Consider the following 24314-nt stretch of genomic DNA (forward strand, 5'->3'; position numbering starts at 1 on the left):
TTACATGGTATTAATAATTATTAGGCATGACCTATTTTTAAAATAGGTCATGCCTTTTTATTGCGTTAATTTAATTGACGGCGTATAGGTTTAAACCTAATTCTTTTGCAATGAAAGCAACCATTAACTGACCTCGAACACTATTGCCAATCGGATCAAGGGGAGGGGAGAACCCGGCAATGGCTAATTGCCCAGGCGCAACGGCTAAAATGCCACCACCTACGCCACTTTTTCCAGGCAATCCCACTGTATAGGCCCAATCTCCAGAACTATCATAAAGGCCTTCCATTGTCATTGCGGCTAAAATATGGGGTACATTTTCAGCTTTTAATATCCTTTGTTTATTTAAAGGGTTGATACCGCCAGCCGCTAGTGTTGCGCCCATCACGGCCAAATCTTTACTTGAAATTAACGTCGAGCATTGTCGAGTGTAGACATCGCAGGCTGCCATTGGATCTGAATACATAGTACCCGCAGAATAAAGCAGCCAAGCAATCGCGCGGTTATGGAAATTGGTCGTTTGTTCTGAGCGATTAATTTCTTCGCTAAGTGCAATCTGTCGTCCTGCAAGTTGACTTTGCATGCCTAAAATACGTGACCAACGATCTTCGGGGTTACTTGCTTTGATCAAACTCACGGTTGCCATCGCACCCGCATTCACGAGTGGTGAGAGTGGTTTTCCACCATGTAACTCAAGCGCCATTACGGAGTTAAACGGTAGACCCGTTGGATCCGCCCCAATTTTGTTATGTACTTCCTCAGCGCCAACGTCTTCAAGTGCGAGTGCTAATGAAAATACTTTGGAGATAGACTCTAAAGCAAATTCATAATTTGAATCGCCGCATTCAAAAACCGTACCATCTTTGGTCACAACAGTGACACCTACAAGTGAAGACGGTACTGATGCGAGATAAGGAATGTAGCTTGCATTTTCACCTCCCGCTGCTTGTGAAAATTTATCGTAAGCTTCTTTGACTACTGCGGCTATTTTTGCGTGATCCAAGCTCATTGTGCCACCCCTTTATTTTCGTCTACGACCACAACTTTGGTTTGAACTTCGCTTGGATTACGGCCTTCTAATTCCCAACCAAATGCTTCAAAATCACTGGCGCCTTCGGTTGTTTTCCAGTGTGGTTTACGGTTGGCGTAAATTAACAGTGGAATTGCGACAAAAATGACATTGCCTGCGATGAGAATACCAATATAGGTACTTGGGCTACCGACCGAAATTTGTGATGGAGGTACGAATGACAAGATAAATGCGATCATTGCACCAACTAAGCCTGCTCCGGCAAAAATCCACATCCCAGCACTGCCAAATGGCACCACATAAGGACGTTTGGTGATTGGTTCGGTGTGGCGCAGATGGATTGCGGCAGCGAACATTAAGAAATACATAATGAGGTAAAGGGTAACGGTTAATTGGCTTAATATTTGATAGGCCGCTTGTACCGATGGCAAAACGACAAACATGATGGCTAAGAAAGTAACGATTAAGCCTTGGCAAATCAAAAGATTTGACGCAACACCGTTTTTATTCAGTTTTTGGAAGAACGGCGGTAAATAACCAGCTCGGCCAACAACCGCAATGGCGGCAGATGGGCCTGAAACCCAAACAGTTACGCCGCCGATAACACCGGCAAATAGTGCCAACGCAACAATAGAACCAGCCCATGGGATGCCATAAAAGTGGAAAAAGTCGTTGTAAGCAACTAGCAGACTTTGCGTTAAATTGATTTCACTCTGTGGTACGACAAGGCCAATGGCAAGTGTCCCGAGCACAAAAATAGCCACAGTCGCTAATGATGAAATTAAAATTGCTAATGGGTAATTTCGACTTGGGTTATCAATTTCTTTAACGTGAATGGCATTCATTTCCATACCCGCGTAGAAAAGGAAAATACCAGCAGCTAAAACCAAGTTATCAAATTTAGAGAAATCAGGAATGAGTTTATCCCAGCCTAAATCAATATGAACTGGCCGGCCTTCAATTAAATAAATTGCACCGAGTAAAATCAAAATGCCAGCGGGAATGATGGTACCGATCAGCCCCCCCCATTTACTAATAGCTGAGGATGATTTTATGCCACGTAACGTGACTAATGTTGCGCCCCAATAAACAACCAAAACGGCAATGATGGTGTAAACCATATTAGCAGATAGGGCCACATCCCATTTCTGATTCGGCCCAACAAAAGCGAGTGAGACCCAGGCAAATGTTAAGACGGTTGGAAACCAGATTGTTGATTCAACCCATAGTAAAAATATGGCGACAAATCCCCAGCGCGGGCCAAACGCTTCGCCTACCCAGCGGAAAACCCCACCTTTTTGTGGCCATGCAGTTGCCAATTCAGCAGCAACAATTGAAACCGGAATTAAAAAGAAAATAGCGGCAAAGATATAGTAAAAAACAGAGGTCAATCCATATTCTGCTTCAGCTGGAAGTCCGCGAAGGCTCACAACCGCCGTGATGTTCATAATTGCTAGTGTCATTACACCAAGCGTAGCTTTGCGTAATGTGCCACTTTTAGCAGGAGCTGCGGTAGTCATAGGTTTCTCCAATTATTTTTTTCTAATAAAATTTAGAAGTCAAAAAATTTATTGAAATTACATTTATTACTTAAAACATTAATGTTGAACGCAATGAAAGTGTCCAAGCATTATCTCTACTAGGATTTGCACCAGGATTACGTACATATTGCACATCAGGTGTAATCAGCAACCCTTTGGCAATGGTCCAGTTCCAGTACAATTCTATTAATTGCTCGTTACGCAAATTATTTGAATTTAATGAAGATTTTGCTACATCGCTATAACCCAAAGCCAAACCAATCTGATCGGTAGGACTACGTTGAAGAGGATTATTGAGTGCGGCACCTAATGCGTAAGAGCTTTTGATGGCTGTGGTATAGCCAGAGGCTTGGTTCGCTCTACCAAATACGGCCCATGAATCATTTAAATTTTGAACGGCATTAAATGACCAGCCATGGCTCTTGGGCGATTGCAATCGAACACTAGGCACTTGGTAGTAAGTCATCGAGTATTGAGCGCTCCCAAGGCCTTCAAATTTCGGTGTCCATTGCGCATAGGCAAACCATGAATAGCCACCATCACCAAAATGCTTGGTTGATAATGTTGACCCGCTGATGTTGTCGGCACTTTGAAAACCAGTTGCAAATTGCAGGGTGCTACTTGGGTTGATTTGTATATAAGAACCTAAACCAGCAGTGGCATAAGTGGATGTACCATTTTGACTTAAAATATCATTATTAAAATTTTGTTGTTGGCTACTTAAATACTGATTGCCATCAAAATTATAAAAAGGATATTGCCCTACAGAGATCAAGACTTGATTGCCTGGTAGTGCTTGGGTGTAAGTCAATTGGGCAAAGGTATTTTGTCGGGTACCAAAGTCGTTATTGGGTGTCAGCAACCCTAGGTTGTTTTGGATGTCTGCACCATTTTGATTGGTACCGTAACGAACCCAAGTGTAGGCAAATTGCAGTGAGCCTGTACCAATGCTGTCGTTTTGAAATAAATTCCAATCTAGCGATGGTGTTGCTAACCATTGTCCCGCTGGGCTACCCCCATTTGAGCGTCCCCATTGTTGTAAGTAACTCAAATCCATTGACCATGAGATACCGTTTTCTTTTGCCGTTTTGGTTTTAAATGTTGAATATTCGCCATAGAAATCACTTGCATCGCTGTATAAAGAATGCCTTGCTGTGGCGCGATCAATATTGTCTTGGATTCGACTGATTTTACTGACGCTACTGATATCTAAAGGCTCAGTGCTTGATGTATCGCTTTGAGCTGATGCAATTTGAGCGGCACTCATTAAAGCAATTCCACTGGCAATTTTAATCACGAAATGATTACTACGTTTTCGCATAATCTTCCCCTAATAATAAGGATGCTACGAAATCAATCGGCTAGATTTCAAAGTAATTATCAGCAGTGCCAAGGTGAATAAATTTATGCTTGGCGACTGCTGATGGTTCTCTAAATCATCATATTCAGTTTAATGTTTAAAACCACTTGCTTCTTGTTCTGATAACGGCACGCTAACAGGATGTTTGCCTAGATGGGCGACCGCTTCCTTATAGTCTTTAAGTAATAAGCTCGCGAGATCACGGCTAAATCCGTGACGCACTAAAATGCGCTGCACAGGGAGATTGTCTAGATGAGCTGGTAGGGTATAGGCTGGCACTTGCCAACCACGCATACGCAGGCGATCGGCGAGATCAAATAAACTGAAACCATGATCAACACCGTCTTTAAGTTTCCAAGTCAGCGCTGGAATACCTTGCTTAGGATCGCCGTTATAAATGATTTCAAATTGACCCATTTTGCTAATTTCATCTGACAAATACATTGCGGTGTCGTAGCAGGCTTGATGAATCTTGCGATAGCCTTCTTTGCCAAGACGCAATAACGTATAGTATTGGGCAATAATTTGTCCGCCTGGGCGAGAGAAATTCAAAGCGAATGTTGGCATTTGTCCGCCAAGGTAATTCACATTGAAAATCAAATCCTGAGGTAAATCTGCTTTGTCACGCCAAATCACCCAACCTACACCGAGTGGCGCTAAGCCAAATTTATGGCCAGAAGCATTAATTGATTTCACGCGGGGCAAGCGGAAGTCCCAAACAAGCTCTGGATAGGTAAATGGGGCAAGAAAACCACCACTTGCGCCGTCAACGTGCATTGGGATGTTAAGTCCAGTGTCTTTTTGCAGCTGATCTAAAGCATCGCTGATTTCTTTCACTGGCTCATATTGCCCAGTAAAGGTAATGCCCAGTGTGGGTACCACGCCGATGGTATTTTCATCACAACGCTGCAGCACTTCTGCCGAGTTCATCACAATACGGCCGTTATCCATCGGGATTTCACGAATTTCAATGTCCCAGTATCGTACAAATTTATGCCAACAAATTTGTACTGGGCCAGTAACTAAATTGGGTTTGTCATAAGGCTTGCCGGCGGCTTTTTGTCTCGCCCGCCATTGCCATAACAGGGCGAGTCCGCCCAGCATCGCAGCTTCGCTGGAGCCTGTTGTTGAGGTGCCTAGTGTGTTGCTGGCATCAGGGGAGTTCCATAGATCCGCTAGCATATGAACGCAGCGAGCTTCTATTTCTGCCGTTTGTGGATATTCATCTTTATCGATCATATTCTTATCGATCGTCATATCCATGATTTGATGAACTTCAGGCTCCGCCCATGTTTGGCAGAATGTGGCTAAATTTTGTCTTGAATTGCCATCGAGCATGAGCTCATCGGTAACCACTTGCAGTACATGGTGAGCTTCGTGCTCTTGATCGGGGATTTTGTATTTGGGTAAAGCGATTGATAGATCATTAGAGGCAAAAACCTCATCCAGTAAATCGCCTCGTACTGAGTTTTTTTCATGTAGCATTTTTTATCCTCTAGGTGATGATTCATAGCTTATGGCTAAGTAACCGCCAGTTAAAATGGATTTAACGCTTATTTATAGATCAGAAATTCAAGTCTGTATTCCATTCTAGCGTGTGGAATTTAATTCTTACGCAATTATTTTTAATGCTTTCATTTTATATAATTATTTTATTTTTATATGTAAGTGATATTAGCTATTTATTTATCGCATAGTTAGTGGGTGTTAGTGTTTTTTATGGTGGTATCACTCTGCAAGCCCCTATTTATAAGAGTTTTAGAGATATACCTACATAAAATAGGGTAAAAAAATTTTGTGTTTTTTTATGGAAAATAGCCTGAATATAGTAAGAAGCACGATGTGCTTTGGGTGAGGATTTTGAGCGTGAAACTACTTTTTCTATAAGAAACAACAGCTTAATTTTTAATCTGACTGGTTGGGGCTTACATGAAAATTTGGAGTGGTATTTTTTACGCCGGCTGTTTTTTGTAAGTTATTTTTTGTAAGCTGCTGTTGGATTTTTGTATGGTTTTTTGTTTTTGTCAGGCACGATGAGGTGGGGTAAGTGCTGCGGATACGAGTACAAAACTAAAGTTTGCGCTCAGCTAGGGTTGCTGAGCGCATTTTCAATGCGAAACGAAGTGCAGTTAAATCCAAAATTCACCTTGGCCAATTTGATGAACTTGTCCACTGACCTTGATGCTTGTATCTACATCAAGTTGTAAACGAGCGATGCGATCAATGCGGTGGCCTTGTTCCATGATGAGGCTAAAAGGCGTGGGTTTTTGCATTGCGATTAAATAACCACCTAAGTTGGCGCAGGCTGAGCCCGTGCCAAAATCTTCAGCAGATACGCCATTTTGACTCCAGAAATAACGCGCGATGACTTTTTCTTCATCGTAAGCCCAGACCAAGGCGCCCGCACGTCCTTCTAAATTGATCGCCACGTGCATGAACCGCTCTGAATTCGGTTGGCAAGCCGCGATGCTGTCAGCGCAATCTAATTGGACAATCAATTGCTCTGTGCCGCAATTTACAAATAGTGATTGCTCAACAATATGACGGCTGTCGATACCCAGCGCGCTGGCGAGTGCATTTGATTCGGGGCCGGCGCGGTAGCTGGGTGGATTGGCGGTGAGCGTGACGTGATGACCACTCACTTGCACAGGGATTAATCCGGCTTTCATTTGTAGTGTTAGATGTGAGCGACCTTGAGCAAGAACAAAGGCAGTGCCCAGTGTGGGGTGGCCCGCAAATGGCATTTCATAACTAGGGGTAAAAATACGCACAGCGGCATCTGCTTGATCACTCGGCGTGACAAAAGTGATTTCAGACAGGTTCATCTGCTGGCCTAATGCGGCCATTTCTGCCGCACTTATATCGCTAGCATCAGGAAAAATCGCCAGTGGGTTGCCCGAAAACAAGTGTTCGGTCGTAAAAACATTGACGAGTTGATATTGTATTTTTCTCATTATTTTCTCTTGGGTATATGAATGTAAGTTATTAAATTCATAGCTTAGGCGGCTATACCTAGCAAATTTAATATTTTTTTAGATTGATTCATCGGTGTGATTAGTCCACTTTTGTTCTGTAATCATCACGTAGCCCATAAATCATCCACTGAATGCAGCACTCCGCTTGTATAATATTGCGTTTCGCCTCTGTGCAGCTTCAAAATTACTCCATGATTCGTAAATTTATCGGCAAGGTGCTACGGCGCCCAGGACGGCGTGTTGTGCACGCCAAGCATTATGGTATTCGCCGTGATCAACTGCACTCAGGTGCGTTGAAAGTCTGTGATCGCCTGCAAGCGGCAGGTTTCGAGGCTTATATTGTGGGGGGGGCTGTTCGTGATTTATTACTCGGCAAGTCACCCAAAGATTTTGACGTTGCAACCAGCGCGACACCAGAGCAAGTTCGGCACATTTTTAATCGTTCGCGCATTATTGGTCGGCGCTTTCGGATTGTGCACGTGCCATTTTATGAGCGCGGCGGAGAGGAAATCATTGAAGTTACCACCTTCCGTGGTAGTGCCGAGTCGCCCACCGATGCCAGCGGGCGAATTATCCGTGACAATGTCTATGGCACGATTGCTGAAGATGCTGATCGCCGTGACTTTACCGTCAACGCCTTGTATTACGACCCGAATACCGAAGAAATCATCGATTTTCACCATGGCATCGAAGATTTAGAAAAGCAGCAGCTAGTGATGATTGGTGATCCGGTTAAACGCTATCACGAAGACCCAGTCCGGATGCTGCGCGCCGCACGGCTATCTGCCAAGTTGGGTTTAGCGATTGCGCCAGATACCCGCAAGCCAATTCGTGAACATGCCGCTTTACTGGAAAATATCCCGTCAGCGCGATTGTTTGATGAAATGATGAAGTTATTGCTGTCGGGCAAAGCTTGGGATTGTATGCAAGCGTTGCGCGCGCATGGTTTACATCAGCCGTTGTTTCCATTATTGGACAAGCTGCTTTCTCAACCAGAAACCGCCAAGTTTTTACAAAAAGCACTTGAAAACACCGATCAGCGTTTAGCCGATGACAAGCCGGTTTCGGCGGGTTTTTTGTTTGCGGCTTTACTGTGGCATGAAGTTGAAGCGCTGTGGCAAAAGCGTCTTGCCGCCGGTGAAACCAAAATCACCGCCTTGATTGACGCGATGAATGATGTTGAAAGTAAAGTCAGCAAACGTTTGGCAGTGCCTAATCGCTACAGTGCAGCAATGAAAGAAATTTGGTTATTGCAGCCGCGATTTGAGCAACGCGTTGGCCTGCGCCCATTCCGATTATTAGAGCAAGCACGGTTTCGAGCGGCGTATGACTTTTTGTTATTGCGTGCCGACTGCGGCTTAGTGGAAAAATCATTAGCCGATTGGTGGACGCAATTTCAGGTGAGTGACGAAACAGAACGGACGGCAATGATTGACTTGGCGGGCAAAAATGGCCAATCGGGTGATGCCCCCGCCAAGCGCCGCAAACGTAGTCGTCCGCGTAAACCTGCCGCAGCCAAGCAGTCTGGAAACTAAAGCAATGAAAATATTTGTCGCTTTAGGCGCTAATTTGGGTGATCCAATCGCCCAGCTCAATACGGCATTGGCCAGCTTAGCCGCTTGGCCAAAAATGACATTGGTGCGCAGTTCTTCTTTTTATCGCAGCGCTGCAGTGGGCTATACCCAGCAACCTGATTTTGTGAATGCGGTGTGCGAAATCGATACCGAGCTCACTGCGCTTGAGGTTTTGGCTGCGTTGCTTGCGATTGAGACCCAAAACGGCCGTGCCCGTGAATTTAAAAATTCACCGCGCACCTTGGATTTGGATTTGATTTTGTATGGCCAAGAGCAATACGACTTAGCCAACTTACAAGTGCCACATCCACGGATGCAGCAGCGGGCTTTCGTTTTGCAACCCTTGCTTGAAATCGCACCTGATATTGAGTTACCACACCTTGGTCCCGCTCAGCACTATTTGGCGGCCGTGGCCGAGCAAGTGTTGACGCGCATTCCTCAGAAAGCCACGCTTGCGGCTTAAATGTATCGATTTTCTGATCTATCTCCATTAGGATTGGTGCACTTTGCGGGGACGGCCCAATTTGCCGTTATCGCAGCGCCAACAGCAGCACCAAAAGTGCTGATCTTTTAACTGCATGGATACCGAACCATGAAGACGACTCTGACTACATTACAAAAAATGAAACAAGATGGCCAAAAAATCGCCATGTTGACTTGCTACGACGCCAGCTTTGCGACGCTATTGGATGCCGCTGGGGTGGATATTTTCTTGGTGGGCGATTCGCTGGGCAATGTGATTCAAGGGCAGCGCTCGACCTTACCGGTCACAATGGACGATATGCTGTATCACACGAGTATCGTTGCGCGAGGCACGCAGCAAGGGCTGGTCTTGGCCGATTTGCCGTTTGGTAGTTATCAGGTGTCACACGCTCAGGCGTATGAAAACGCCGCACTGTTGATGGCCGCTGGCGCTGAAATGGTCAAAATTGAAGGCGGTGCGGTCATGGTCGATACCGTGGCATTCTTGGTGCAGCGTGGTATTCCTGTTTGCGCGCATATTGGTCTGCAGCCGCAATCGGTGCATGTGTATGGCGGATATAAGGTCCAAGGCAAAACTGAATCAGAAGCCGAAGTCCTCAAGCGCGACGCATTGGCATTACAAAATGCCGGCGCCAGCATGGTGCTAATGGAAATGGTGCCTGCATCCGTGGCGAAAGCCATTACTGAATCGCTGTCGGTACCCACCATTGGCATTGGTGCTGGTGTTGATGTCGACGGCCAAGTGCTGGTGCTGTACGACATGCTCGGCGTGTATCCTGGTAAGAAAGCGCGCTTTGTCAAAAACTTTATGAGTGGCAGCCATAGTATTCAAGGCGCGGTTGAAGCGTATGTGAAAGCGGTGAAGGGTTTAACTTTCCCAGCTGAAGAGCATTCGTTTTAATTAAATATTGAACACGATGAACAGGCCGAAATAAAACATAATCTAGCGTTTTAATCGGCCAATTGCTGCGTCTTACCCGTAGTTTTCGGATTGCACTCGGGTTTTCCTTACTTTGGTGTTCTCGTCATTGTTATCTACCCCCCAAATCTTAGCCCTCACACACCATGAAAATCATCCATACCATTGCAGAACTTCGCGCTTGGCGCAAAACCGTTGGCACGGTGGCTTTTGTGCCGACAATGGGTAGCTTGCACGCGGGGCATATGTCGCTCATCCATGCTGCAAAAGCTGCAGCGGAACATACCGTCGTGAGTATCTTTGTCAATCGCTTGCAGTTTGGTCAAGGCGAGGACTTTGACCGTTATCCGCGGACCTTAGAAAACGACGCGGCTTTGATTGCAGAGCAGGGCGGCGTTGATGTTATTTTTGCCCCTGATGAGCATGAACTGTATCCCAATGTAATTCAGCAATATCAGGTTACGCCACCGGCGATTGCCGACGAATTGTGTGGCGCATTTCGTCCTGGGCATTTCCGTGGTGTTGCCACCGTGGTCACGAAATTATTTAATATTGTTCAGGCCGACATGGCTTGTTTTGGTAAAAAAGATTATCAGCAATTATTTGTAATTCAAAGCATGGTTAAAGATTTGAATATGGATATTCAAATTCTACCGGTCAATACAGGGCGTGCTGAGGATGGTTTGGCGCTATCGTCACGCAATGCGTTCTTAAATGCCGATCAGCGCGCTGAAGCGCCGCGTTTATACTATCATTTGAGCCGAATGAAAACCGCGATTGAGGCGGGCGAAAAAGACTATTCCAAATTGGCGGTGCAAACTGTCACCGATTTACGCGTTCGTGGCTGGCATGATATTGATTATGTCGATACCCGCAATGCCGAAACCTTAAAACCTGCATCAAGTACCGATCACAAATTAGTGATCTTAATTGCAGCTCGGCTTGGCAATACTCGATTGATCGATAATATTGAAGTCAATCTGGATTAAATCTTGAAGCGTATTTTTTTAGTCATCGATATTTGATATATCGATGACTTTTTTATTTTTTTATGATTTACATTCCCATATAGCGCCCAGTTTTATGGTTCGTTGCAATGACTAAATTAAGTGCAAAAGCGCCAATGATTGAAATAATCAATTGTTGCCAACTGACAATTGCGGCACCAATCGCCAAAATGACTAAATCGACGACCAATTGAACGTGCCCAGCCCGCCAGCCTTTGGTCTTTTGTAAATATAAAGCCAATACGGTTACGCCGGCTAAGCTGGCTTTATGTCGAATCAGCATTAATATCCCCACTCCCGCCATTAACCCGCCCATTAAACCAGCAAAAATAGGGTTGAGTTTGCCAAAGCTAATCCAATGTGGCATCCACTCGGTGATGAGTGCCAAGCTGGCGACACAGGCAAACGTTTTGAGCGTGAACTCCTTGCCAAGCACTTTGTAAGCAAATAGGTAAAAAGGCACATTCAAGACAAATAAGATTAAACCGTAGGGTATATCGCCCAAGTAAAACAGAATAAAGGCAAGCCCAGTGGTACCCCCTGTAATGAGTCCTGCATGCTTAAACAATTGGATGGCGAGTGCGACAAAAATCACGCCGGTGAGCATGCCTTGTAAGTCGTCAATTAAGGTGTGTGATAGGTGTTTTTGTGGCATGGCAAGTCAAAAAATTAAAGTGGCTTGCAGCATAGCGGCTTTTTATGTGATTGGCTGTAATGAAATCACATCATGCGGTGATAAACAGTAATGTACTACTTTCATCATTTCATTTTAGGTAATTCAATTGAATTGCAAATAGGCGTGAACTAAGATTTTGAGTTGAAAGTTTGCATTCTTTGCGCTTTCAAACGAAAATTTTTTATTGAAATAAGGAATGTTGATTTATGAAAGTCGCTCAAGGTATTTCGATTATTGCTTTACAACTTTCTTTATTTGTACCTGCGATGGCCAGTACTGATAAAGTCGATAAAAAACTACAGTATTCTCCCGTGGTTCAGCTCAAGCTTTCTTCCTCAGGCATTCAAAATGGCATTATTGATGCGAAATATGGTGCTGCATCAAAAGATAAGCTGGGTGCAATGCCTTTAGAGTCGATTCCGTTGCAATGGTCTAAAGGCCCAAAATCAACTGCAGCCTATGCGATCACGATTGTTGATTATGACACGTCACCGATTATTGGTTTTCCGTGGATACATTGGTTGACGGTTGTTCCAGCCTCCACGACCTCGTTGCCAGCCAATGCCAGTCGTTCGCATGCAAATAATATGGTGCAAGGTGTGAATAGTTATTCTGACGGCGTAATGCTCAATATGCCGTCAATGAAAGGCTTTGATGTGCCTGCTGCACAAGCTGCGGCGTATGGTGGGATGGTGCCAGTGGGCTTTGCGCACAAATACACCATCAAAGTATTTGCTTTAAATCGTCCTTTGAATTTAAAACCGGGGTATTTTTATAATGAATTACTCACGGCAATGGAGGGGAAAGTGATTGGTGAGGGGACGTTGTACGGCGTTTACGATGCTTATATTGTGCATCCACCGAAAGCAGATCAGTCAGAGAGCTATATCAAGGCGCATGAATAGTCTTTGAATGACGATTTACGCTGGCGGCATGCCGCCAGTCATATTAGAGTTTTCCTATATTGATAATGAGCATAGTCTTAAAGTATTCAGCTTGAATGGCGGGAGATGATCATGATGATCAATTCGAATGTAATGGCTTTAGGGATGCAAAGTCGAGATGCGGTATCTCAATCGGCACCTTCCAAGGCCATGCAAAGTTTGTCCAGTGGCACTCGCATCAATAGTGCCAAAGACGATGCGGCAGGCAGTGCTTTAATTGAGCAGTTTGCCGCGCAAATCGCTGGGAGTAATCAGGCGGTGAGAAATCTGAATGATGCGGTTTCTTTGGCGCAAACCGCCGAAGGCGCTTTGAGTTCGATTTCGGAGAATAGCGATCGTTTGCGGGAGTTAACGGTGGCAGCGGGCAATGGCACTTTGTCGGTGAGTGACCGACAAGCGATGCAAGCTGAGGCCGATGCTTTGTCACAAAGCAACGCGGATGTGGTTAAAAACGCGCAATTTAATGGTCAGGCCCTGCTACAAGGTGGCGCATTTAATTTTCAAGCCGGGCCCAATGCCAATGATTTACTCAGCCTGAATAATCCGTCTTTAAATGGTGCAAATGGTTTGGCCAGTGCAGCAGGATTGCTCGATTTATCGAGCGCCAGTGCGGCCAATAACAGTCTTGCTTTGGTCGATCGTGATATTGAGTTGATTGCTGGGCAGCGTGGGCAACTGGGTGCTTTTCAAAATCGAATTGATAGCGGTGTGCAAAATTTGCAAACGAGTGCTTTAAATTTATCTGCCGCCAAGAGTCGGGTTGCCGATACCGATTACGCAGCAACAACATCGCAATGGACGCAAGATAAGTTGCGCAATAACGCTAATTTGGCGATGCAAGTTCAGGCGCGGGCGAGTGCGGGGCAAGTTTTGAGTTTGTTACGCTAGGGGTATCGATCCCTAGCCTGTATGTATTAATCGATTTGAGCCTATACCTCAATTTTTATATTGGACTTTAAGTATCGAGTATTGTTCATGCGATATTGATGGTACTCATCGATGACAAGCTAGCTGTAGCTGACGACAAAAAGGGCCGATCTGAATCGGCCCTTTTTAATGGCTTAAATTATCAATGGTGTTTGTAACGAGCCAAAATGGGCGCAGGCAGGTAAAATTGCCGCTTCATTTGAGGAAACATCATGTCCCACGCCGAAATTATTCAAACGACACAGCATTGGCTCGAGCAAGCCGTCATTGGTTTGAATTTGTGCCCCTTTGCTAAATCCGTCTATGTCAAAAATCAAATTCGCTATGTGGTGAGTGATGCGAAGCATTTAGATGGCTTTTTGGATGATTTGGATCGTGAGTTGGATTTTTTGCAACAAACACCGGCCGATGAGGTGGATACCACGTTATTGATTCATCCGAGTTTATTTCCGGATTTTGAGATTTTTAATGACGTGCAAGCACTGGCCGAAGACATCGTGCTCGAGCATGAACTCGATGGGATCTTGCAGGTGGCGAGTTTTCACCCTGATTTTCAGTTTGCCGACACCGAGGCCAATGACATCAGTAACTACACCAATCGCGCACCGTACCCCATCTTGCATTTGATTCGTGAAGACAGTATTGCGAAAGCGGTGGCGGCGTTTCCAAATCCGGATGTGATTTTTGAGCGCAATATCGCCACCTTGGAAAAAATTGGCCTCGCCGGTTGGTTGGCTTTGGGCCTAAAAGCCAGCGGTCAATAATGCGCATTTGGCTGGTTATTTTTAGTCTGTTCTTAGTCGCTTGTGGCAGTAATCCAGCTTCGGTTTCGGGTCCCACGCCAGCCGGATTTTATCGGGTTAAATCGGGCGATACTTTATATCGAATTGCAAAAAATAACGATCAAAGTGTCGCTGAGTTGCAGCGCTGGAATCGCCTATCCAAAAACGATGATATTTTTGCAGGGCAACTCTTGCGCTTGACGTCGCCTGCGGGCAGTGTAAGTACGCCGAGTAAGCCTAGACCGACTCAGGCTCGACCTCGGTTGCCCGTCGTAAAACCACCGAGTAGTGTGGGCATCGAAATGGTTTGGCCTAACCAAGGACCGTTATTGTATGCTTATGCCCCGCCTCGCGTGAAAGGCATCGGGATCGGGGGCGCTTTAGGGGCGCCGATTGTTGCCGTTGCCGATGGCAAGGTGTTGTATTCCGGCGATGGGATTCGTGGTTATGGCTTGTTGCTGATTATTCAGCATGCGAAAGGCTATTTAACTGCTTATGCGCACAATGAAAAGCTCTTGGTGAAAGAAGGCGCACAAGTGAAGCAAGGTCAGGCGATTGCGACGATGGGTAAAACCGGCACCGATCGGGTGAAACTGCATTTTGAAGTGCGTTATCAAGGTAAAACCATCAACCCGGTGAGTGCGCTGCCGAGTCGTTAATACACGGCTTGGGGTGGCATAATCAGTAGCAATTTTATTTAGACTAAAGTTCGCTCGGCAATTTAAGGCGGAGTGTTTCTGAGTGGGGTACGAAATGCAAGTAGCAGTGATTTCGGCGGTGGGCCTAAACCGCGTAATTGGCATCAATAATCAATTACCTTGGCGCTTGCCAGAAGACTTAAAGCATTTTAAAGCGTTGACCATGGGGAGCGTGATGCTCATGGGGCGTAAAACATTTGAGTCTTTGCCCGGCTTATTACCAGGCCGAGCGCATTGGGTCATTAGTCGTAACTCGCAATGGTCTGCTGAAGGCGCAACGGTATTTGCTGGGCTTCATGAGGCAATTGATGCGGCAAAAGCAGCGGGGCATGAACGGGTGTTTGTCATTGGTGGCGGTGAGATTTATCAGCAAAGCTTGGCGCTGGCCGATACTTTGTATTTGACCGAAGTGGCATTAAGCCCCGCAGGAGACGCATTTTTTCCTGAGTTTTCTTTGCAAGAGTGGCAAGAACAAAGTCGCGAACCGGCTCTGGCGAGCAACGGGATTGAATATGCTTTTGTGTGTTATAAAAAGCTAAAATAATTCAGACCGTGTTTATTTGTTGGGGTATATATTGATAGGCCTTTATATTCAAAGCTTGGATCTATATACCCATATATTGGTTCGAGATACTATTTCAGACTAAGTCAAATCATTGCCGTTGTTGATATAAAAAAAGCCGATCAATGATCGGCTTTTTGCTTGATTGAACGTGCTTATTTTTGTTGCGCGCGTTCATAACTGGTCATGATCTCAGCTTCAGCGGCGGCTTTGTCGCCCCAGTCTTGCACTTTAACCCATTTGCCTTTTTCGAGCGCTTTGTAGTTTTCGAAATAATGCTTCACTTGCGCCAGCAATAATTCAGGCAAGTCAGCCAAGGTTTTGATATGAGCGTACATGGCGCATACTTTTTCAACAGGCAAAGCAATGATTTTAGCGTCGTAGCCAGATTCATCTTCCATGCCCAAAACACCGATGGCACGGCATTTGATGACCATGCCAGGCGCGAGTGGAAATGGCGTGTGCACCAAAACATCAACAGGATCGCCATCGAGCGATAAAGTGTGCGGCACAAAGCCATAGTTCATTGGATAAGACATTGAGGTGCCAACGAAACGGTCAACGATAATCGCGCCTGATTCTTTGTCAAATTCGTATTTCACTGGCGGTGCATTGGCAGGAATTTCGATGATGACGTTAAAGTCTTCTGGCAGATTTTTGCCGGCAGGGATCTTGCTGATGTCCATGATGGATTATCCTGAGTAGATGAAGCGAAAGAAAACCAACTGCATGCTGTCATCATTGTTCTTGCTAGGCAATGCAATGAGTTGACGATTAGTTTTCAAATTTGGATTGATATAAACGCTAGATTATATCTTTCCCTTGAAGCTCTTGATAGTTTGCTGAACGGAAAATGTAGGGAAAGTACAAATATTGCACTGCAATAAGGGCGTGGCATACTGTTGCGCAGTATACAATTGATCATTACTCCTTGAGGTTGCTCGCGATGAAACCCCACTATCTTGCCCCTTTGTTTGATCCCAGCTCAATTGCGGTGGTGGGTGCATCGGATGCGGTTGGCTCTGTTGGGTATTCGGTGACGAGAAACATCTTGGATGGGGGTTATGCTGGCGCACTGTATGCGGTGAATTTAAAGCATAAAACGGTGCAGGGTTTACCGGCAGTAAAAACACTCAGTAAGATTACTAATCCAGTGGACTTGGCCATTCTGACGACGCCAAGTCGTACATTACTGAAGTTAATCGAAGCGTGCGCTCAGCAAAATATTCGCCATGTGATGATTATGTCGTGCGATTTTGTTGGCCAAGATAAAGCCAGCCAAAAGCTACTGAATAAAATTTTACAGCTGGCCAAATCGCTCAATATCCGCATTTTAGGGCCATCGGTATTTGGCTATTGCCGCGTATCGAGTAAATTATTGGCGGCCAATTTTAAAGGCAAAATTAAAAGTGGCAGCTTGGCGGTGGTCTCGCAATCGTCTTCGGTGACCACGGCGATTTTAGATTGGGCTGAATTACACGACGTTGGTTTTTCTTCGGTGGTTTCTTTAGGTATTGCGTCCGATATCGATGTGGGCGATGTGCTCGACTATTTGGTTGCCGACCCCAAAACCAAATCCATTTTGCTGTATATCGAAGAGTTAAAAGACGCGCGCTTGTTTATGTCGGCGCTACGCGCAGCGTCCAGATCCAAAGCGGTTTTGGCGTTAAAAGTCGGGCGTTATGAGCAAGAAATTAAAGTTGGCCGCACGCATTCCGAACGCTTAATTAATCACAATGATGTGTTTGATGTGGCGCTGAAACGCGCGGGGGTGTTGCGTTTACGCTCGATTAATCAATTGTTCACTGCGATTCGAGTGATGGATGGCTCTTATCGTACCAAAGGCCGGCGTCTGGCGATTATTACCAACGGGATTGGTGCCGGTTTAATGGCGGTCGATCGCGCTAATGATTTACATATTGCATTGCCGCAATTGGCAGAGGCCACCATTGCCCAGTTGCGGGAGCTATTGCCGCTGCAAAGCAGTGCTCACAATCCGGTGGATGTGTTGGGCGATGCCAGCGCCGAGCGCTTTAAACTCGCTACTGAGCTGGTGATTAAAGACCCAAATATCGATGGTGTGTTGGTGGTGTTTACCCCGCAAGTCGGTACGGACGATATGGCGACGGCCGAGGCGATGATTGCGCTGAAAAAGACCACCGATAAGCCTTTACTATTGGCGTGGGTGGGCGGCAAAAAAATCGATGCCAGCCGAAAATTATTAGCCAAGTCGCAAATGGCGTTTTTTAACGCGCCAGAAAGTGCCGTCGAGGTGTTTTATTCGCTGGCCGCATGGCAATACAATCAGCAATTGCTGCTGCAAACGCCAAGTCCATTGGGCGAAATGGAAGCGCCAGATCTTGAAACGGCACAAATGATTATTAGCACGGTCTTGGCCAGTGGCCGTGAAGTGCTCGATGAAGTGGAGTCAAAAGCGATTTTACGCGCGTTTCATATTCCCGTTACGCTCACCATTCGGGCGCAATCGGTTGACGAGGCCGTGTCGGCCGCAATGGGTTTGGGTTTACCCGTGGCGATGAAGATCGACGCCAAAGGCATCTTGCATAAAACCGATATCGATGGCGTGGTACTTAATCTCAATAGTTTGGTACAGGTGGCCACTGAGGCCAGCAAAATGCTGTCGCGCGCGCAAGAACGATTGGGCGCAGACAATGTGCGTGGCTTAGTGATTCAACCGATGCATGGCAAAAAATCTGGCCGCGAATTAATGGTCGGCGTTGGCCGTGATCGCGCCTTTGGTCCGGTGATTACTTTTGGTTATGGTGGGGTCACTGTTGAGGTATTTAACGACATCGCAGTGTCTTTGCCGCCGCTCAATGAATACCTCGCTGAAAATCTAATTAGTCGCACCCGAGTCAAAAAAATGCTGGCGCCATTTCGCAATTTGCCCGGCGTGGATATGGCAGCGGTGAAGGCGGTTTTGCTGCGGGTTTCGGAGATGGTCTGCGAGTTTCCGCAAATTCAACAACTGGATATTAATCCGCTGATTGCCGACGAAAATGGTGTGATTGCCGTCGATGCGCGGATTGTGCTGGCACCATTGGCCGAGCATGCGCGTCGCTATAGTCATATGGCGATTCACCCTTATCCAGCGCATCTGGCGCAGATTACGCAATTAAAAAATGGCTTACCGCTGGTTTTGCGGCCAATTCGTCCTGAAGATGCTGATTTGATTGCCTTATTTGTGAGTAAATTGTCTGAAGAGAGTCGCTATAACCGCTTTATGAGCACGTTAAAATCATTGCCCCAAGCGATGCTGGCGCGTTTTACCCAGCTCGATTACACCCGAGAAATGGCGATTGTGGCGACGGTTGAAACGGGGATTGGGACTGAAATCATTGGCGTTGCCCGTTTTAATGCCAATCCGGATCGAGATAGTTGCGAGTTTGCGGTGGTGATCAGTGATCAGTGGCAAGGAATGGGTTTGGGCGGACGCTTGATGAATGCCTTGTTTATCGCTGCGCGCGATATGGGCTTGTCGGTGATTGAAGGCGAGGTGTTAAGTAGCAATAAAACCATGCTCACCTTTATGAAACACCTGGGTTTTAGTATTGCGCGGCATGCGGAGGACGATAGCTTGAAGTGGGTGGTGAAGCGTTTGCAAGATCCAGTTTAACTGCCTTTGGGCTGGTTTTTTGTTGAAATAACTTGCAAATTTAAAAGCTTGTTACTTTTTTTAGCCATTATCTTGACAAATGCGTTGACTTTTGATTTTAGTTGTCGTATATTTGCGGCACTAATTTGATTGAGCACATTGAATGCGACTTCACCTCGACGTGATGATCGCCAAGTGTTTAGTAGTTCCTCCCCAGCAAGCCTCCTCAGCTTATCTGCAAAGTTTCCTCGAAACGTGGTGCTCTTCTATTGGTGCTTTACCGTCCGGCTTTTGGGCGGAAATTGGCTTAGCAACCGTCAACAAGGTTAGCCGAGCCCCATAGTTTGGATTCCATAAATGACTAATCGTATGTTTGATTTTGATGTAGAAGCTCGCCCATCCACTCGTTCTGCTGAGATGGAAGGTTGGTTTCAAATTGTAATTTGCCACGGCAATGCGCGTAAACCCGTGACCGATTGGCAGCCTGCGCCGTTAGCCCAACGTGCTACTGTGCATTCGGTGTTACAAGGTGCCGCAGCGGTTGCGCGTCAGCAAATTCAATCGCAGTTTCATTAATTCTCGTTCGGCCATCGTGGCCAATATCATGATTTATTTGCCGTACCCAGCATTCTTAGATGGGCAGTCCAGCGTTGGATTTTCCCGCTGTTGCCACTGAGTTGCTGCGCTCATCAAGACGCAAATCACCTCTTAAAGCCAAGCATTTGCTTGGCTTTTTTTGTTGGCACGTTTCATGCTTATGATTATTCGAACATCATGGAGTGTGGATATGTTAGGCCGTCTGGACGATTATTTTCGCAGTCAAGAAACCGCATTGAAATTGCGCAGTTACCGCCAAGAAATTTTGGGCTCCAATATCGCCAATGCCGATACGCCCAATTACAAAGCGCGGGATATTAACTTTAAAGCCGCTTTTGACGCCGCGCGTGCGCCGTCTGCGCCGACGCCGTTGCAAACCAGTAATTCACGCCATTTGCAGCCGAGTCAAACCGTGGATTTATTTGCGCCAGAGCGGCTGTATCGCAATGAGCAGCAACCGTCGATTGATGGCAATACCGTTGATATGAATACTGAAATGAAAGAATTTACCGATAACGCGATTCGCTATCAGGCTGCGGTGACGTTTCTGACGCGCCGGATTGAGTCGATGAAAACCGCGTTAACGGGCCAATAAGGAATACATGAATGTCTCTGTTTCGTGTTTTTGACGTTGCGTCATCGGCCATGAATGCGCAGTCGGCGCGCTTGAATGTGGTGGCGAGCAATTTGGCTAACGCCAATTCAGTCACTAGCTCTGATGGGCAACCGTATCGGGCTAAACAGGTTGTATTTCAAGCTGCGCAGAGCAATACCCACAATGCAGCATCCGTTGGCGTAAAAGTTGCTGGGGTGATCGAAGATCAATCACCACCGCGTTTGGTTTACGATCCGAAGAGCCCTTTTGCCGATGCCAATGGCTATATCGCCATGCCCAACGTGAGTGTGATCGAAGAAATGACCAATATGATTTCAGCGTCACGTTCGTACCAAACCAATGTCGATGTAATGAATACGGCAAAAACTTTGCTGATGCGCACCTTGTCGATCGGTCAAGCTTAAGGAGAATCATCATGGCTACGGCACCCGTTAATAATAATTTTGATTACACCTCTTTAAATACCAAAAATAACAAGGTTAAAACCGCGGCTGAAGAGCAGCAAGATAGCTTTATGAAATTACTAGTGAAGCAGCTGCAGACGCAAGACCCGATGAACCCAATGGATAACGCGCAAACCACCAGTCAAATGGCGCAGATCAATACCGTAACCGGGATTGGTAAACTCAATGAAACGATGATGCAAATGCAATCGCTGTATGCCGGAACGCAAGTGATGCAAGCGGCAAATCTGATCGGCAAAGAAGTCCTTACCCCCGGCAAAGGTTTCCATTTTGATGGCGCGGGCAAGGTGGATTTGCGAATGAATATCCCGGATGGCGCGAGTGGTGCAGTACTGAGTGTATTTAATAAAGATGGCGTTGAAGTGGCCAAAATCCCTTCCAGCAGCACCACGCCGGGCCTAGCTCAGGTGGAGTGGGATGGCAAGAAAGCTGACGGCACGCTATTGCCTGCCGGTGATTACACGGTTGCAGCCAAGGGACAAAAAGATGGCAAGGAAATTGCTTTAGATACGGTAACTTGGCAAGTCGCTAAATCAGTTGAATTCGGTAGTGCTGGCGTTGGGGTGTACTTGGCCAACGGCAATAAAACGGGTTTTGGTGATGTGATTCAAATTCGCGCCGCTGGCAGCAGCACTAACGCATAAAAGTAGGGGAATATCATGGGTTTTCAACAAGGTTTAAGTGGCTTGGGCGCATCGGCAAAAAGCTTGGATGTGATCGGCAATAACGTGGCCAATGCCAATACGGTGGGTTTTAAAGGCGCACGCGCTGAGTTTTCCGATATTTATGCCAGTACCTTTGGCTCGTCGTCCAATATTGCCGGTATCGGTGCGAAGAACCAAACGATTGCGCAGCAATTTGGCCAAGGCAATACCACGTCGACCAATAATCCACTGGATATTGCCATCACCGGTAATGGTTTTTTCCGGATGCAAGACCCAACCGGTACGATTAGCTATGCACGCAATGGTCAGTTTCAATTGGATAAAAATGGCTTTATCGTCAATAACGCGCAGTTATTAACCGGTTGGCCGGTGGATGGCGGAACGGGGCAAGTATTGGCAGGCTCGACCCCGCAACCGATTCAGTTGCAGTTTTCGAATATCGGTGCGCGCCAAACGGGCGGCTCTGGTGTGACGGGTGCCGGTTTGAACTTAGGCTTAAACCTCAACGCCAACGATAAAGTAAAACCAGCTACCACGGTGTTTTCATCGACCGATCCAACTACTTACAATTATTCAACGTCAGCCACGGTGTACGACTCTTTAGGCGGCACGCACACGCAAACGTTTTATTTCCGTAAAGATGTGCCGCCAGCTGTTCCGACCGCGCCACCAACGAGCACTTGGTCGGTGCATTACGCCTTGGATGGAAAAGACGTAAATGCCGATGGCACGTTGGGACCACAAGTGCCAGCAGTGCCAACGTTGACACCAACGACGATTACTTTTGATGCCAATGGTCGCCCTGTTGGCATGCCAGTTGCGGGCACAAATTTTAAAGTGAGCGCGGCGGGGCTCAATAACGGATCAAACGGCTTGAATTTTCAAATGTATTTTGATAAATCCACTCAGTTTGGTAGCCCGTATTCGGTGAGTACACTGACGCAAGATGGCTATACCGATGGGATTTTGACTGGGATTTCAGTTAATAAAGACGGGATGGTGCAAGGCCGCTATTCCAATGGTCAAACGCGTAATGTGGCGCAAGTTGTTTTGTCTTCGTTTACCAATGTGCAGGGTATGCAGCCTTTGGGTGATAATCGTTGGGCAGAGTCGTCGGCGTCAGGTCAACCACTGACCAATGCGCCGGGTTCAGGCAGTACCGGTTTGTTGCAATCGGCATCCGTTGAGGATTCGAATGTGGATTTAACCAGTGAATTGGTGAATCTAATTACCGCCCAACGCAATTATCAAGCCAACTCACAAACGATTAAGGCGCAAGATACCATTTTGCAAACCATCGTTAACTTGCGTTAATAAAGAAATATGGATCGTTTAATTTACGTCGCCATGACCGGCGCCAAGCAAACCGAAAATCGGCAATCGACCGTGGCAAATAATTTGGCCAATGCCAATACCACCGGTTTTCGGGCGGATTTAGCGGCGTTTCGCGCGATTCCGGTGATTGGCGGTCCAGGTTTGCCAACGCGTGCATTTGCGGTTGAGCAAAGTACGGGTTCTGATTTAAGCCAAGGTTCTTTTCAGCAAACCGGCCGTGAGCTGGATGCGGCCATTAGCGGCGACGGTTGGTTTGCAGTGCAAAGCGCATCCGGTGAGGCGTATACCCGTAATGGCAATTTTGTGGTTGATGCCAGCGGGATGCTCAAAACCTACACCGGTTTGATCGTTGAAGGGGAGAGTGGCCCGTTAACTATTCCAGAAAACACCCAAGCATCGATTGCAGCCGATGGAACGGTGTCGGCGATTGACTTGGCCAATCCGGCGCAAGCGGTGGAAATTGGCCGCTTAAAGTTGGTCAATCCCGCAGCGGCAGAAATGGAAAAAGGCCTGGATGGTTTATTTCGTCGCCGCAATGGTGAAGCTGGACAGCCCGATCCTAACGTGCGCTTGTCCGTGGGCGGTATTGAGGGCAGCAATGTCAATGCGGTCGATCAATTGGTGACGATGATTGCCACGCAGCGCCATTACGATATGCAAATTAAATTATTACAAACCGCCGAGCAGAACTCACGTTCTGCCGCTTCGATTTTATCGTTGAACGGTTAAGTGTTCGATAAGGAATAAAGCCTGATGTTTCGCTCATTGTTAACCGCAAAAACCGGCATGGATGCCATGCAGTTTAATGTGGATGTGATCTCGAATAACTTAGCCAATGTCAGTACCACGGGCTTTAAGCGAGAACGTCCGGTTTTTCAAGACTTGCTCTACCAAAATTTACGTCAGCCTGGGGCTGCCACTAGTCAATCCACTCAATTGCCAACGGGTTTGGATGTGGGCACTGGGGTCAGCCCGGTGGCCACTGCGCGTATTTTTATGCAGGGGAATATGCAGTTGACCGATGGGCCATTGGATATGGCGATTAATGGCGCTGGTTTTTTTCAAATTGCGATGCCAGATGGTAAAACGGCGTATACCCGAGATGGTAGTTTTCAAGTCGATAGTCAAGGCACGGTGGTGACTTCGAATGGTTATCCTTTAGAGCCTGCGCTGCAAGTCCCCTTAGGCACGACCAAGGTGACGATCGCCAAAGATGGTACTGTGACGGCAATCATTAATAATGATGCCGCCGCGCCAGCTCAATTGGGCAATATTCAATTGGCTACCTTCATTAACCCACCGGGTTTGCAGGCGGTTGGCGGTAATTTATATCTAGAAACGGCAGCCAGTGGTGCGCCAACAGTGGGTACGCCCGGCACCAATAGTCTTGGCGCGCTCAATCAAGGTTATGTTGAGGCATCGAATGTGAATGTGACTGAAGAGTTAATTAATATGATTCAAGCGCAGCGGGCGTATGAAATGAATTCTCGCTCTGTGCGAACATCGGACGAAATGCTGCAAAAATTAGGTACTTTGTAAGGTG

24 protein-coding genes are annotated in these 24314 nt (G+C 46.5%); 17 read left to right on the forward strand and 7 right to left on the reverse strand.

The window, feature by feature from the left end:
• Positions 1-70 precede the first annotated feature (70 nt).
• From glsA to LG219_RS05490, 5 genes are all read right to left on the reverse strand, one after another.
• Positions 71-1009 carry a glutaminase A gene (gene glsA / locus LG219_RS05470; RefSeq protein ID WP_226763526.1) on the reverse strand — a complete coding sequence of 313 codons (939 nt, stop codon included), beginning with the start codon at positions 1007-1009 and terminating at the stop codon, positions 71-73.
• A complete protein-coding gene (gene gadC, locus LG219_RS05475) occupies positions 1006-2550 on the reverse strand; it encodes a glutamine/gamma-aminobutyrate antiporter GadC (protein ID WP_226763527.1) in 1545 nt (514 codons plus the stop codon). The genes glsA and gadC overlap by 4 nt, the downstream gene beginning before the upstream one ends.
• Before the next feature lie 70 nt (positions 2551-2620).
• Complete coding sequence (locus LG219_RS05480; protein WP_226763528.1) at positions 2621-3892, reverse strand: carbohydrate porin; 1272 nt, start codon at positions 3890-3892, stop codon at positions 2621-2623.
• A 129-nt stretch (positions 3893-4021) separates the two neighbouring features.
• On the reverse strand, positions 4022-5416 hold the full coding sequence (gene gad / locus LG219_RS05485) for a glutamate decarboxylase (RefSeq protein WP_226763529.1): 1395 nt from the start codon (positions 5414-5416) through the stop codon (positions 4022-4024).
• A 644-nt stretch (positions 5417-6060) separates the two neighbouring features.
• Positions 6061-6885, reverse strand: coding sequence for a PhzF family phenazine biosynthesis protein (locus LG219_RS05490; RefSeq protein ID WP_226763530.1), 825 nt, complete (start codon positions 6883-6885; stop codon positions 6061-6063).
• 212 nt (positions 6886-7097) lie between these two features.
• Here LG219_RS05490 and pcnB point away from each other — a divergent pair, with 212 nt between their 5' ends.
• The 4 genes from pcnB (at position 7098) to panC (ending at position 10871) form a co-directional block, all read left to right on the forward strand.
• A complete protein-coding gene (gene pcnB, locus LG219_RS05495) occupies positions 7098-8441 on the forward strand; it encodes a polynucleotide adenylyltransferase PcnB (RefSeq protein WP_226763531.1) in 1344 nt (447 codons plus the stop codon).
• Between the two features lie 4 nt (positions 8442-8445).
• Complete coding sequence (gene folK / locus LG219_RS05500; RefSeq protein ID WP_226763532.1) at positions 8446-8943, forward strand: 2-amino-4-hydroxy-6-hydroxymethyldihydropteridine diphosphokinase; 498 nt, start codon at positions 8446-8448, stop codon at positions 8941-8943.
• A gap of 129 nt (positions 8944-9072) precedes the next feature.
• Positions 9073-9864, forward strand: a complete 792-nt coding sequence (gene panB, locus LG219_RS05505) for a 3-methyl-2-oxobutanoate hydroxymethyltransferase (RefSeq protein ID WP_226763533.1) — start codon at positions 9073-9075, stop codon at positions 9862-9864.
• A gap of 164 nt (positions 9865-10028) precedes the next feature.
• Positions 10029-10871, forward strand: coding sequence for a pantoate--beta-alanine ligase (gene panC / locus LG219_RS05510; RefSeq protein ID WP_226763534.1), 843 nt, complete (start codon positions 10029-10031; stop codon positions 10869-10871).
• Between the two features lie 67 nt (positions 10872-10938).
• Here the strand turns inward: panC and LG219_RS05515 are convergent, their stop codons facing one another.
• Positions 10939-11544, reverse strand: a complete 606-nt coding sequence (locus tag LG219_RS05515; protein WP_226763535.1) for a YitT family protein — start codon at positions 11542-11544, stop codon at positions 10939-10941.
• A gap of 227 nt (positions 11545-11771) precedes the next feature.
• Here LG219_RS05515 and LG219_RS05520 point away from each other — a divergent pair, with 227 nt between their 5' ends.
• The 5 genes from LG219_RS05520 to LG219_RS05540 all read left to right on the forward strand — a co-directional run bounded on the left by LG219_RS05520 (position 11772) and on the right by LG219_RS05540 (position 15460).
• Positions 11772-12470, forward strand: a complete 699-nt coding sequence (locus LG219_RS05520; protein WP_226763536.1) for a YbhB/YbcL family Raf kinase inhibitor-like protein — start codon at positions 11772-11774, stop codon at positions 12468-12470.
• 111 nt (positions 12471-12581) lie between these two features.
• A complete protein-coding gene (locus LG219_RS05525) occupies positions 12582-13397 on the forward strand; it encodes a flagellin N-terminal helical domain-containing protein (protein ID WP_226763537.1) in 816 nt (271 codons plus the stop codon).
• Positions 13398-13648: 251 nt separating this feature from the next.
• Positions 13649-14200 (forward strand): DUF1415 domain-containing protein, encoded by a 552-nt coding sequence (locus tag LG219_RS05530; RefSeq protein ID WP_226763538.1) that lies wholly within the window; start codon positions 13649-13651, stop codon positions 14198-14200.
• Entirely contained in the window at positions 14200-14877 is a 678-nt protein-coding gene (locus LG219_RS05535) for a peptidoglycan DD-metalloendopeptidase family protein (protein WP_226763539.1), read from the forward strand. The genes LG219_RS05530 and LG219_RS05535 overlap by 1 nt, the downstream gene beginning before the upstream one ends.
• A 94-nt stretch (positions 14878-14971) precedes the next feature.
• The gene (locus tag LG219_RS05540) at positions 14972-15460 is read left to right on the forward strand and encodes a dihydrofolate reductase (RefSeq protein WP_226763540.1); all 489 of its coding nucleotides are present in this window, start codon (positions 14972-14974) and stop codon (positions 15458-15460) included.
• Between the two features lie 173 nt (positions 15461-15633).
• Here the strand turns inward: LG219_RS05540 and ppa are convergent, their stop codons facing one another.
• Positions 15634-16164, reverse strand: coding sequence for an inorganic diphosphatase (ppa, locus tag LG219_RS05545; RefSeq protein WP_226763541.1), 531 nt, complete (start codon positions 16162-16164; stop codon positions 15634-15636).
• Positions 16165-16424: 260 nt separating this feature from the next.
• Here ppa and LG219_RS05550 point away from each other — a divergent pair, with 260 nt between their 5' ends.
• From LG219_RS05550 to flgG, 8 genes are all read left to right on the forward strand, one after another.
• Entirely contained in the window at positions 16425-19115 is a 2691-nt protein-coding gene (locus LG219_RS05550) for a bifunctional acetate--CoA ligase family protein/GNAT family N-acetyltransferase (RefSeq protein ID WP_226763542.1), read from the forward strand.
• Between the two features lie 336 nt (positions 19116-19451).
• The gene (locus tag LG219_RS05555; protein WP_173533484.1) at positions 19452-19670 is read left to right on the forward strand and encodes a hypothetical protein; all 219 of its coding nucleotides are present in this window, start codon (positions 19452-19454) and stop codon (positions 19668-19670) included.
• 175 nt (positions 19671-19845) lie between these two features.
• Positions 19846-20286, forward strand: coding sequence for a flagellar basal body rod protein FlgB (gene flgB, locus LG219_RS05560; RefSeq protein WP_226763543.1), 441 nt, complete (start codon positions 19846-19848; stop codon positions 20284-20286).
• Between the two features lie 11 nt (positions 20287-20297).
• Entirely contained in the window at positions 20298-20711 is a 414-nt protein-coding gene (gene flgC / locus LG219_RS05565; RefSeq protein WP_226763544.1) for a flagellar basal body rod protein FlgC, read from the forward strand.
• 11 nt (positions 20712-20722) lie between these two features.
• On the forward strand, positions 20723-21415 hold the full coding sequence (locus tag LG219_RS05570; protein ID WP_226763545.1) for a flagellar hook assembly protein FlgD: 693 nt from the start codon (positions 20723-20725) through the stop codon (positions 21413-21415).
• 15 nt (positions 21416-21430) lie between these two features.
• On the forward strand, positions 21431-22750 hold the full coding sequence (gene flgE / locus LG219_RS05575) for a flagellar hook protein FlgE (RefSeq protein WP_226763546.1): 1320 nt from the start codon (positions 21431-21433) through the stop codon (positions 22748-22750).
• A 9-nt stretch (positions 22751-22759) separates the two neighbouring features.
• On the forward strand, positions 22760-23500 hold the full coding sequence (gene flgF / locus LG219_RS05580) for a flagellar basal-body rod protein FlgF (protein ID WP_226763547.1): 741 nt from the start codon (positions 22760-22762) through the stop codon (positions 23498-23500).
• A gap of 24 nt (positions 23501-23524) precedes the next feature.
• Positions 23525-24310 carry a flagellar basal-body rod protein FlgG gene (flgG, locus tag LG219_RS05585; protein ID WP_226763548.1) on the forward strand — a complete coding sequence of 262 codons (786 nt, stop codon included), beginning with the start codon at positions 23525-23527 and terminating at the stop codon, positions 24308-24310.
• Positions 24311-24314 lie beyond the last annotated feature (4 nt).

It is taken from the genome of Deefgea salmonis (genome assembly GCF_020531905.1).
In the GTDB taxonomy this organism is placed as follows: Bacteria; Pseudomonadota; Gammaproteobacteria; order Burkholderiales; family Chitinibacteraceae; genus Deefgea; species Deefgea salmonis.